This is a genomic window from Caballeronia sp. LjRoot34 (genome assembly GCF_964253815.1).
In the GTDB taxonomy this organism is placed as follows: domain Bacteria; phylum Pseudomonadota; class Gammaproteobacteria; order Burkholderiales; family Burkholderiaceae; genus Caballeronia.
On the sequence record NZ_CAXUSB020000006.1, the window covers coordinates 56983 to 68793 of the forward strand.

The 11811-nt window shown below is 58.8% G+C and carries 10 protein-coding genes and 1 pseudogene; 8 read left to right on the forward strand and 3 right to left on the reverse strand.

Annotation, left to right across the window (positions count from 1 at the left end):
- Positions 1 to 298: 298 nt before the first annotated feature.
- The 5 genes and pseudogenes from ltrA (ACSQ36_RS44260) (at position 299) to ACSQ36_RS44280 (ending at position 6065) form a co-directional block, all read left to right on the forward strand.
- Positions 299 to 1603: a group II intron reverse transcriptase/maturase gene (ltrA, locus tag ACSQ36_RS44260; RefSeq protein ID WP_436187162.1), complete on the forward strand. Its 1305-nt coding sequence runs from the start codon at positions 299 to 301 to the stop codon at positions 1601 to 1603.
- 297 nt (positions 1604 to 1900) lie between these two features.
- Positions 1901 to 3285: pseudogene (ltrA, locus tag ACSQ36_RS44265) on the forward strand (group II intron reverse transcriptase/maturase).
- Positions 3286 to 3462: 177 nt separating this feature from the next.
- Positions 3463 to 4986 (forward strand): IS21 family transposase, encoded by a 1524-nt coding sequence (istA, locus tag ACSQ36_RS44270; protein WP_436187163.1) that lies wholly within the window; start codon positions 3463 to 3465, stop codon positions 4984 to 4986.
- A gap of 10 nt (positions 4987 to 4996) precedes the next feature.
- Positions 4997 to 5788, forward strand: a complete 792-nt coding sequence (gene istB / locus ACSQ36_RS44275; RefSeq protein WP_436187164.1) for an IS21-like element helper ATPase IstB — start codon at positions 4997 to 4999, stop codon at positions 5786 to 5788.
- Between the two features lie 7 nt (positions 5789 to 5795).
- Entirely contained in the window at positions 5796 to 6065 is a 270-nt protein-coding gene (locus ACSQ36_RS44280; protein ID WP_408371042.1) for a hypothetical protein, read from the forward strand.
- A 652-nt stretch (positions 6066 to 6717) separates the two neighbouring features.
- Here the strand turns inward: ACSQ36_RS44280 and ACSQ36_RS44285 are convergent.
- On the reverse strand, positions 6718 to 6954 hold the full coding sequence (locus ACSQ36_RS44285; RefSeq protein WP_436187165.1) for a transposase: 237 nt from the start codon (positions 6952 to 6954) through the stop codon (positions 6718 to 6720).
- Between the two features lie 75 nt (positions 6955 to 7029).
- Here ACSQ36_RS44285 and ACSQ36_RS44290 point away from each other — a divergent pair, with 75 nt between their 5' ends.
- The gene (locus tag ACSQ36_RS44290; protein WP_436187166.1) at positions 7030 to 7341 is read left to right on the forward strand and encodes a hypothetical protein; all 312 of its coding nucleotides are present in this window, start codon (positions 7030 to 7032) and stop codon (positions 7339 to 7341) included.
- Positions 7342 to 7369: 28 nt separating this feature from the next.
- Here ACSQ36_RS44290 and ACSQ36_RS44295 read toward each other — a convergent pair whose 3' ends face one another.
- Entirely contained in the window at positions 7370 to 7612 is a 243-nt protein-coding gene (locus tag ACSQ36_RS44295) for a hypothetical protein (protein WP_436187167.1), read from the reverse strand.
- Between the two features lie 677 nt (positions 7613 to 8289).
- On the opposite strand from ACSQ36_RS44295, the gene ACSQ36_RS44300 reads away from it, so the two are divergent.
- Positions 8290 to 9009: a hypothetical protein gene (locus ACSQ36_RS44300; protein WP_436187168.1), complete on the forward strand. Its 720-nt coding sequence runs from the start codon at positions 8290 to 8292 to the stop codon at positions 9007 to 9009.
- 398 nt (positions 9010 to 9407) lie between these two features.
- Here the strand turns inward: ACSQ36_RS44300 and ACSQ36_RS44305 are convergent, their stop codons facing one another.
- On the reverse strand, positions 9408 to 9836 hold the full coding sequence (locus tag ACSQ36_RS44305; protein ID WP_436187169.1) for a GNAT family N-acetyltransferase: 429 nt from the start codon (positions 9834 to 9836) through the stop codon (positions 9408 to 9410).
- Between the two features lie 1026 nt (positions 9837 to 10862).
- Between ACSQ36_RS44305 and ACSQ36_RS44310 the strand changes: the two genes are divergently transcribed.
- Positions 10863 to 11792, forward strand: a complete 930-nt coding sequence (locus ACSQ36_RS44310; RefSeq protein ID WP_436187170.1) for a hypothetical protein — start codon at positions 10863 to 10865, stop codon at positions 11790 to 11792.
- Positions 11793 to 11811: the final 19 nt, after the last annotated feature.

Below are 11811 nucleotides of genomic sequence, written 5' to 3' on the forward strand. Positions count from 1 at the left end.
TGTAGGACGAAGGCAGCATGGGTAGCCGAAATTCTGACCGATACGGCTATTCCACTTCGGCGGGGTGGAAGCGACGGCACGATGACAAGGACATGCTAAGCAACTGGAGAAGCCCTCCTCGCCCCGGTGCGAAATCGCCGGAGCAAGGTAGGTCCTATAACCGGCGAACCCGGGAAGTGGGCTGAAGGCGAGAGGGTGGCGGATGGGTCCGTAGTAGCCGTGAAGCCGGGCAACGCTGGTGGAGCGAAGGGGCCCTGCTGTTTGTAGTTTCCTCGACAACATGGGAGGCAAGGACGAGATGACAAAGGCGTCCAGCAGTTTGCAGGACCTGAGGCGAGGAATATACGTCAAGGCGAAGGCTGAACCGTCCTGGCGTTTCTGGGGGTTGTACGTCCATGTCTGCAAGATGGAAACGCTGCGCGAGGCGTATGCGCTGGCCAGAAAGAACAACGGCGCTTCGGGTATTGACGGAGTGACGTTCGAGGTCATCGAGGAGCAAGGCGTAGAGGCGTTCCTCGATCAGATACAGAGCGAGTTGGTCGAGCGCGCCTACGTACCGTTACGGGCACGGCGGCAGGAGATACCGAAGGACGGAGGAAAGGTTCGTGTCCTGTCGATCCCTGCTATCCGGGACCGAGTGGTTCAAGGTGCACTCAAGCTCATATTGGAGCCGATCTTCGAGGCAGACTTCCAACCGGGGTCGTACGGTTATCGTCCCAAGCGTACCGCGCATGAAGCGGTGCATCGGGTGGCAACGGCCATTGTTCAGTGGAAGACCCGCATCATAGATTTGGATTTACGCGCTTACTTTGACACAGTTCGGCATCACATACTGCTTGAAAAGGTGGCGCGTCGGGTCAATGACGACGAGGTCATGCGTTTGCTGAAATTGATGCTGACGGCATCGGGCAAACAAGGCGTTCCGCAAGGCGGGGTGATTTCGCCGCTGCTCAGTAACGTCTATCTCACCGAGGTGGATCGGATGCTGGAGCGTGCGAAAGATGCCACGCGAAACGGGAAATACACGTACGTCGAATATGTCCGCTTCGCTGACGATCTGGTCGTGCTGATCGATGCCCACCCGCGCCATGCGTGGTTGTTGGGGGCAGTGAGCAAGCGACTTCGGGAAGAGTTTGCCAAACTGCAGGTCGAGGTTAATGAAGAGAAGAGTCGCATAGTGGATCTGGACCGCGCAGAGAGCTTCGGCTTTCTGGGATTCGACTTCCGTCGACTCCGCAGCGTAAAGAAGCACGTGTGGCGAGCGCACTACACGCCCAAGCTGAAGAAGCGGACGGCGTTATTGCGCAAGCTCAAAGAGGTGTTCCGGCGATACCAGTCGCAGCCGGTGGATCGGGTGGTAGAACTGATCAATCCGGTGTTACGCGGTTGGGTGAATTACTTCGCTGTTGGACATTCCAGCGAGTGCTTCAGCTTCATCAAAGACTGGGTGGAAAAGAAGATTCGACGCCACATGGGTCGATCTCGAAATCGACGGGGCTTCGGCTGGAAGAGGTGGAGTAGGCGCTGGCTGTATGAAGAACTGAAGCTGTTTAATGGCTATCGGGTTCGTCGAACTGCCGCGCCGAAAGCGTCCCCAGCGTGATAGGTCTCATAACCCTTGAGGTGAAGCAAACAGGAGAGCGTAGTGCCGGAAACCGGCCCGCTGCGTTCGACGTGGCGGGAGCTGGAAACGTGGCCATGGTTGCCGGACTGCGGGCCATCGCGAAAGCGGTGGAATCACCACCGGCGCCTACCAGTGCGCGCGCCAGTTCTCGACCCTACTGGGCGGCGGACGGAGGCCAGCGCGTGAGCGCGCCTCCTCCGACCCAACAGTCACAGGATAGGCCGGTGAGGCTGAAGCTGGTGACGAAGGGCCAAACGAGAAGGAGTGTTCAGCGTCATGTCGATGTGGCAGGCATTGCGTCAGATGCCCGTGCAAACGGGGCAAGCGGGAGTCGCGCGCGGTGAAGCTGCGCGTGTACCTGTGAGCGACGAAGCTTGCTGCCCGCGGCATGAATCCGGGAACACAGGGTCGGCGCTGCTGGAAGCGGCGTTGACGAGAGAGAACCTGAAGCGGGCGTTCAAGCGGGTACGGGCAAACAAAGGAGCTGCTGGTGTAGACGGTCTGGATATAGATCAGACCTCCCGACACCTGGTAACGGCGTGGCCCGAGATTCGCGAGCAACTGTTAAAGGGGACGTACCGGCCGAGTCCGGTACGGCGGGTAACGATCCCGAAACCGGACGGAGGTGAGCGCGAGCTTGGTATCCGACGGTGACGGATCGGCTGATCCAGCAGGCACTGCTGCAGGTGTTGCAGCCGATTCTGGACCCTACCTTCAGCGAGCATAGCTACGGCTTTCGGCCCGGTCGGCGTGCGCACGACGCGGTGTTAGCCGCGCAGTCGCACGTGCAGTCTGGGCTGCGGGTTGTGGTGGACGTGGATCTGGAGAAGTTCTTTGACCGGGTCAATCACGACATCCTGATCGACCGCCTACAGAAACGTCTTGGTGACGCCGGAGCCATCCGGCTGATCCGGGCGTATTTGAACAGCGGCATCATGGATGGCGGAGTGGTCCAGCAGCGGCATCAGGGGACGCCACAGGGCGGGCCGCTATCGCCGCTGCTGGCCAACGTGCTGCTCGATGAGGTGGATCGGGAATTGGAACGTCGGGGCCATTGCTTCGTGCGCTATGCCGACGATGCGAACGTGTACGTTCGTAGCCGGCGCGCGGGTGAGCGGGTGATGGCGTTGCTGCGACGCTTGTATGGTCGGCTGCGCTTGAAAGTCAACGAGACCAAGAGCGCGGTGGCAAGTGTGTTCGGTCGCAAGTTTCTGGGCTACAGCTTGTGGGTAGCTCCGGGCGGGGTGGTGAAACGTAAGGTGGCGGCCAAACCGCTGCTGGCGTTCAAGCACCGCATTCGTGGACTGACCCGTCGTTCTGGCGGGCGCAGCATGAAGGAGGTGGTGGAACGGCTACGGACTTACGTGCTCGGCTGGAAGGGGTACTTCCGGTTGGCGCAAACGCCGAAGATCTGGCGTGAGCTAGACGAGTGGTTGCGTCACCGGTTGCGCGCTATCCAGCTTAAACACTGGCGCCGTGGTACGACCATCTACCGGGAGCTGCGTGCATTGGGTGCGTCCGCTGAGACAGCGCGACAGGTGGCGGCGAATAACCGTTGCTGGTGGCGCAACAGCGACCGTGCTCTCAAACGCGTGCTGATGGGTATTCCGGCCCAACGTGACCGACGATTCCGGACGAACGTGACCGAGCATTCCGATTGATCGTGACCGGTCATTCCGGGCGAACGTGACCGATTTCCCGGGCTTTCCGGAATCCGCGGTCACGATGCCGGAATCGGCGGTCACGATACCGGAATGGTGTCGTACAGCGCCGTAATGGTGTTACGCATATCCACAACCCCGACGGGTACGCTGCCAGATTTTTTGTCTGGGACAAGCATGCCCGCAACGAGGATCGCTATGCGTAAGATCAAGGAAGTACTGCGTCTGAAACTTGACGCCAGGTTGTCTCACGAGCAGATCGCTGCCGCCCTCGATCTGTCCAAAGGCGTCGTGACCAAATATGTCGGCCTGGCCGCTGCAGCCGGGCTGGACCGGGCCGCTGTCCAGTCGCTCGACGACGTGACGCTGGAGCGGCGCCTGTTGGCCTCCCCCGAGAAGCCGCGTCACCATGTGCAGCCCGACTTCGGGCGCATCCATTACGAACTGCGACGCAAGGGCGTGACGCTCATGCTGCTGTGGGAGGAGTACCGGGCCGAATACGCGGAGCGCCAGACCTACGGCTATTCGCAGTTCTGTGAGAACTACCGGCACTTCGCCAAACGGCTCAAGCGCTCCATGCGGCAGATCCACCGCGGCGGCGAGAAGCTGTTCATCGACTTCGCCGGCCCGACTCTCGCCCTGGCCGATGGCGGTCGCGCTCATATCTACGTCGCCGCGATGGGGGCATCCAGCTATACGTTCGCCTGCGCCACCGAACGCGAAACGATGGCCGACTGGCTCGACTCGACGGGGCGCGCCCTGGCGTTTTATGGTGGCGTGCCGGCACTGATCGTGCCCGACAATCCCCGCGCCCTGATCGCCGAGGCGAACCGTTACGAGCCGCGCGCCAACGACACCGTGCTCGACTTCGCCCGTCATTACGGCACCTCGTTTCTTCCAGCGCGCCCCTATCACCCACAGGACAAGGCCAAGGCGGAATCGGCGGTCCAGATCGTCGAGCGCTGGATCATGGCCCGCCTGCGCCACCAGCGCTTTGCGAGCGTAGGCGAGGTGAACCAGGCGATTGAGCCGCTCTTGCAGCGGCTCAATGAGCGTCCCTTCCAGAAGCTGCCGGGCAGCCGCGCCAGTGCCTTTGCCCAGCTGGATGCCCCGGCGCTGTCGCCTTTGCCGATGCAGCGTTACGAGCTGGCCACCTTCAAGCCTGTCAAGGTGCACATTGACTATCACGTCGAGATCGACCTGCATCGTTACAGCGTGCCGCATGCGCTGGTCGGACAGTCCCTGGAGGCCCGTGTTACACGCACCACGGTCGAACTGCTGCATCGCGGGCAACGAGTCGCCTGTCATGCCCGCAGCTCGCAAGCTGGCAAGTTCTCCACGGTGAACGAGCACATGCCGGCCGCTCACCGTGCCCACCGCGAGTGGAGCCCGCAACGCCTGATCGACTGGGGGCAGCGCATCGGCCCGGCCACGGCGGAAGTCGTCACCCGGCAGCTGGCCGAGCACAAGCATCCGGAGCATGGCTACCGCGCCTGCCTGGGCTTGCTGTCGCTGGCCAAGCGTTATGGCCGCTCAAGGCTGGAAGCCGCCTGCATGCTCGCGCTGCAATTGGGCGCCTGCAAATACCGGCATGTGCGCGACATCCTGGCCAACAACCGCGATCAAAGCGCACCGGCTCCCGCCGGCGACTGGGTCAGCCCCGATCACACGCACGTGCGCGGCCCCGGCTATTACCAATAAGGATAACGACATGATGATGCATCACACCCTGGCCCACCTGCGCAGCCTGAAACTGGAGGGCCTCGCCGGCGCGCTGGAGGAACAACTCATCCAGCCGGGACTGGCGAACCTGAGCTTCGAGGAACGGCTCACGATGCTGGTGGACCGCGAGGTCCACCACCGCAACGAGCGCAAGCTGATGCGCCTGTTGAAGAACGCGCGGCTCAAATATGGACAGGCGACGCTGGAAGATCTCGACAGCCGGGCCGGCCGGGGCGTCGACCGCTCGCAGATCATGAGCCTGGCCCTAGGCGAGTGGGTCAGCGCCGGCCACTGCATCCTGATCACCGGACCGACGGGCGTCGGCAAGTCCTGGTTGGCTTGCGCACTGGCGCAGTATGCGTGCCGCCGCGGCCACTCCGCGCTGTATCAACGCGTGCCACGCCTGCCGGAAGAGCTGCGCATCCGCCACGGCAGCGGGGCGTTCGGCAAATGGCTGCTTCAACTGGCCAAGACCGACGTCGTCGTCCTGGACGACTGGGGCATGGGTGCCATCGACAGCATGACCCGCTCCGACCTGCTGGAAGTCGTCGACGACCGGGCCGGGCGCAAAGCCACCATCATCACATCACAACTGCCGATCGAGCACTGGCACGCGTGGATCGGCGACGCCACGATAGCCGATGCCATGCTCGACCGGCTGATGCAGCACCATCACCGCATTACGCTGACCGGCGATTCGCTGCGCTCGAGAAAGGCTCAGCCAGCACAGGGTAGCGAAGCAGGCATCGCCGCACCGATCGTCGTTGGCACACGGGGATAAAGAAGAAATGGCAAAGACAGTAGCGCAGCGTCAGGCCCAATACCGAGCCAGACGCCAGATGGCAGGACCCGATGGCAACGGCGAACGTCAGTTGAGCATGTGGATCGGCACCAGCGCCTTCCTTGGATTGGCCCGGCTCGCATGCCGTTACGGAGTAACCAAACGGGAATTGATCGAAGGCCTCATCAAGATCGAGGACGACCGCGTGATCGCGACACTCGAACTGGATACGCCAGAATGGGACGAGTACTTTGCTTCCTCAACCGTTACGCAGTAACGCTTCGAAAAACACGAAAATAGGAGGAAAAAACAACTCATCGTGACCGCCCCGTCTACAATCTGAACCGCGTAACACCCACCCGTGCGCAACGGTCACGTTGCGCCGGAATTGGCGGTCACGTTCACCGGAATACGCAGCTGACAATCGCCTACTTCGACAAGTTGGGAATGCCTCGACTCTCATAACCTCAACTTCTCGAACCGCCCGGTGCGGACCCGCACGCCGGGTGGTGTGGCAGGGGTACGGCCTCTTGGCCGTCCCCTATGCCGATCGTACACCTCGATACCGCGCTGACAAAGCCATTTGGGCTGTCTTCAGAATCCGGACGAAAACGTACGTCAGCCGCCCGCAAACTTTACTGGGGAAACATCAGACCTTCCACAGAAACGGCAACCATGACGCCAGCACGTGCGAAGTTAAGTCTTTGATTTCATTGATTGTGCACCGCAGCCACCGTACGAAAAAATCCGAATCCTGAAGTCATCCCCGCAACAACATCCTTTTCCTTGGAGCCGCGACCTTCGAAACAAGCCGAGAACACTTTGTGCCCTGCGTTTCGCCAGACCAATGATAGACACGCTGCGCATTGTCTATACTGTATATCCATAAGGGCTATCCACTTAGCACCAAATTTCCGCATGCTGAAATTTCAGGTCTTGCGCGGAGATTTCTTCGCGATCTGGCGGTAGGTAATCGGGTCTGCCTGAACGGGGCTACCCCGATACGGTTCACCCTTTGTTCTACAACTCGGGCAAGCGAATCCATCTGGCCAGCGCAGTCGCTCAAGATAACGTGCGCAATCATCCTCGGTGGCAAACCATTCTTCAAACTGGCTTCCACGTCCGAGGATAGTCGACGCCCGCAATAGGGGTAGGCTGAGATTCACTCACGCTGACATGAACGCTCAGTTGGCGCTAAGTGGATAGCCCTTATATCCATACAGCTTTTGTGATGCAGAATCATGTCGCTCAAAATCGAGGATTTCGAGCCCGTCTCCAATGGAGACCTGCGTGATCTATGGCGGATTTGCCGCGATCCAGCCCTTCGTCGACTAATCCTAGAGGTGGTGCGCTACCGGCGCGTCATAGACAAAGCGCATGCTGAGGCCCTGCAAATTCATTACGGCCTGGGAGCAAATAACCAGGGGAAAATTGTTGGTGCTGCGAAGTCACTATTAGCTCGCCTACAGGACGAGCACGTCAGACTCGGATCACAAGGTGGCATCATGATCAAATTGCCGGCGGACGGTCAATATGCCGGTAAGCGTTGGTGAACCAAGGATGTGCCACACAACCGTAGCTCTACAGGAGCGATTCGTTAACCTCAGATTTCGGTTTCGGGCGCCGCGGTGGAATCGGCGCCGGCGCGGCAGCCATCTCGTTAGCGGGAAACAGGTTTAGGAACGAACGCGCCTCGTCCGTTGTGCGGCACCCAAGCCAGTCTTGGTATTGCTCAGGCCGCAGGATGATCACCGATCGCTTCTCAGCCCCCGGCTTATGAAAGCGCCGCATGAGCTCATGGTTCTCGGCATTGACGGTAAGCATCGTTTCTCAATAGCTGTAACCGTTATCAAGAGCTGTCCAACCGAAGCGCAATAGTGCGGTCCGGCGGCGCATCGGCATACGAAGCGTCGGCCTGTCTGCTCCGCTGCGCCCTTTCATAAGACGGCCGTTGCCGCGCTGCGTGATCGGCGCTTAACGACCCGTTGCCGTCATTCGGATCGTCGCGACTGCAACGTCTGCTTCCAGAGACCAACAGCCATTCACCCGAGCGAATGAATCGCTCGGCCGCCGGCGTGAAAGACTGGCGCCAGATGCACTTCTCCGCGGCATACCGCGTTTCAACCGCAACGCAATCAATTATGCCTACGAGTCTCGATTCCGATGTCGGCACCTGTCATTAGACTGCGAGGGTGCCCTCGAACTGCGCATCGAGGTCCTTTAGTTCTTTCTAGATGAGCATCCGATTCATCACACGTCCATTCAGCGCTGGGATTGTTCGCCGATACGTGCTGCGACAGCCAGTGATGGGATCCCGCGTCTTGCTAAGATGGACCCGTGGTGCGCCACTGCAGCCTACACCGTGCGCCTGCCGGTCTCCCCGTCGCGAGGGCCTCGCTCTCAGACCAAGATCGCCGATTCCGTCGAATATTTGAAGAAAGAGAGGAAGGTTAGGGGCACGTCGAAACGGTTCCACCATCCTCAATCACTAGCAAAGGCCAATGCTGAGCACATTCACCGAAGACGCCGTCGCCAAATTTTCCGGATGCGACAGCGATGAATTCGCGGCGGGGACGCCCTCCAATCCGTCCATCTGGCTGTTTGGCATCGAGCACGGAACTTACAAGAGCATTCACGACGAGTCGTTCGAAAGCAATGACGCCGACGGCGACGATTCTTATTCGATCACGATGCAGCGTCGATGGCCCTACAACGTCAAGGCATTCAAACTTCTCGCCGCAATTCGAGGCTTCCAAGTCGATGATTGGCTCGACTTCGCTGAGCGACACCAGCCCTTCGTGAAAGGTTCGCCGGGCTACTTCAAGGGAAATATATATCCCTACGCGTGTCACGACGTGGAGAAATGGCCTGAGCATGTCGTCCAAGAGACCGGCATCACGAACAAGCTTCAATATCAAGCTTGGTGTCGAAAGCACCGCTTCCCGGTCATACAGAACTGGATCAGCGAACACTCGCCCAGCATTTTCATCGGCCTTGGCATCGGCTTCCATCGTGATTTCGCCGCAGCCGTGTTCGGCACCGAGGACGGAATGGAAGAAGTGCAGATCTCGACGGAGCATTCCCGCCGACGCATTTTTCGCAAAAGCGGCGACGGCAAGCGCTTGGTCGTCATTCCTCACTTTTCTGGGGCCAACGGGCTGAACAGCAACGCGTTGATCCAAAAGACGGGCGAATTCATCGCTGAATTCATGCTCAAGTAAAACTTTCTAATATCAACACCAAAACGGCCAACTTCATGAAATGCTCAAATTGCGGGAAAGACTGCGGCACCATTTTCCGTTGCAGCAATTGCGGTGACGTCAAGTGCGTGAAGTGCCCCAGCAAGCAAAACATCCCCGGGAATTATCACCAGTTTTCGTGCATGGCTTGCAAGAAGAAAGGCGCCGTCAAGCGGATCAGCTGATCCGCTCTCTCGCGGCCGCCGAGTTTCGCCGCGATCGCTTAGTACCCGCCAATCGCGAATGGCTGATGCCGGAGCCGAAGCCGCCGCGCAAACGTCCTGTCGATTGCACTGGCGAGCGTCTCCTCCTGGCCGAACCTTGAAGTTCGCGGTACCGTGTCGCTCGCCCGCCAACCACTTAGCCGCAGCAAGACGAACTCAAAGCGGCGACCAAGCCATGAAATGTCGCTCGGCAGTTGAATGAGTGACCGCAAAGCCATGTCGCTCGTAGAAGCGTCGAGCTGGATTGACGCGGAGAACGCGCAACTGAATCGGCTTTTTGCTGGCACCAGCGCGTTTGATAATCCGCTGGATCAACGCCGCGCCAATGCCGCGATTCTGGTGACCGGGCAAAATGTAAAGTGTCTTCAAAACCAGCGCGCCAGGTTCATCGATTAAGACAACGCATCCGATCTCTTCGCCGTTGCACCCGATGATTTCATGGATGCCCGCGTTGAAATCGTCGGGACTATCCGCTCGCCATTGCCCCCATGTCTGCTCGACATATCTACGCATGCATGTTTCCGTGACAAATGCTACGAAGTCTCGGTCTTGTTCAACAGCGGGGCGTAAAACGATGTCGGGCATCTGCCGGCTCCCACAATTTAGCTTTTTGTCGATTGTCACCGATGTACGCGGTGGAGTCGAGTGACCGAAGTTGGCCGAACCCAGGCAGATGCCGGACCGCCGATGCGTCGCGCCGTTCATCGATCATCGTGCGGTGCGAGCCACCCACAGCCGCCACCTAATTGAGCTTAAACTGGGATCGGATTGACTTTACCATTTCAGGATGATCAACTTATCTGCTACGACTGCCCACAATGAGATGCCGCTGCGGCCGTCGGCCATGCGCGCCACCATTGCCTACTTGCTCAGTGTAACGACAGCGGCTATCGCCATAATCGCCCCGGTTTTTCCTCACGTGGTCGAACAACGAGCCTCGACAGGACTGCTGTACCCACTTTGGCGAACATTCTTTGTTCTTTTATCTGACTGCGTGTTTGCTGTCGTTGTATGGGTACCCGCGGCATTTTTCTCCGCCCTGCCATGCGCGCTGCTCAACCTATTGGCTTGCCGGTACAGTATTCGAAATCCGGTTTTTTATGTTTTGATGGGCTGCAGTGTAGCGCTTCTCGCGGTTCCTCCCTTGATTTCGACCACTGCCGGCTGGACATGGTACACAGATTCCCCGAACCCTCCGGCACTCCGAACGTTCTCGCAAGAATCCCGTGCAATCGCGAACGTATTCGTCGTTGCGGGTGCCATTGCGGGGCTGACATACTGGTTCGCAGCCGGCCGTCATTTCCCCCGGCGGTCTGCCTGACGTTAGCTTGGCGAATACTGCGATCTGGTGAAACTCACCGGGCGAAAGAGTGCTCGAATTGCGTTTCTAAAATCGACCGTATCCTTAAGATTCGCTGCCATCGAGACGTCGTATTTGATAAAAATGGATCGTCTATGCCGGACCGACTTCTTATAGGAAGATAGATCACTTCTATGCGAAAACCGCCGAGTGCCTTTCACCGCCTCAAGTGCATGCTTACTCTTGGTCTTTTGATGCTGATCAATGGGTGCGTGCCCGTACCCGGTAGTGCGAAGTACTTCGAACACGATATGGCCGTCAGCGCTGACGGGCACCGTTACGATTTCAAGCGGTACTTCGAATGCACTCAGACAATGGAACTCAGCGAAGGGGACGGCAAGCTGCATCCACGCTGGACCAGATCCGGAGGCGGATTCGCGACCGTCGATATTGGCAGTGGCCGTGTTCTGGTTTATTCCATAACAGGCGACTGTGAATCGGATCACCAGGAGTTTCCGGTCGCCCGACGAGGTAGGCTCGACCCGTATGAGCCCGATGTGGCTAGGGTGCTCGATAGCGCCAGAGACCCACAAAGGCTCTATGTCTTGACGGGCAAAATGGACGAATTCCCCGTCAAGATAGAACACGAATCGACTAGCCGAATCGATCCGGTCAAAGGCCCGATCGGACCTTCTGAAGCGGAACTTGCACTGAAGGAGACCGTTCGGAATAGTCAGCACGGCTTTCAGCGCGTAACCGTGAGAGTAATTCCATTCGAAGTCTGGGGTGTCGCGGATGCAGCGCGGCAGTATTTCAGCCAGTTTAAGACGGTGACAGTGGCGCGCGTCGGCGAGGCTCCTCCGGTTAGTGGGTGGCCGGATTCGTTTGTGCAGTTTCGGTTCTACCGGGAGCGTAACTATCAAAAGGGTACCAACGGCGAAATCGTTGGACTAAAGGAGCTCGACGTGGAATACGACGGGGAGGCATTCATAGTCAAAGACGGCCCACAGGCGGGCGTGCAAACATGGTACGCAACCAGGGAAACTCGCACGGCTCCCAAGCTTAATGACGCGCCAGTTGCAGTAGTCAACTACAAAGGCGTGGTGTTCAAGGTGAAAAGCCTCCAGGAAATCTACGACCCCGCAACAAAAGACATCCTGCTGTTTGCTAATTGGCACGCTCCCTACCCATGGGGCGCTCCAGATTCGATTGATTTGAAGCGGCTCATGAGCAGCCGGTAATCATTGCCTCCCAGTGTCA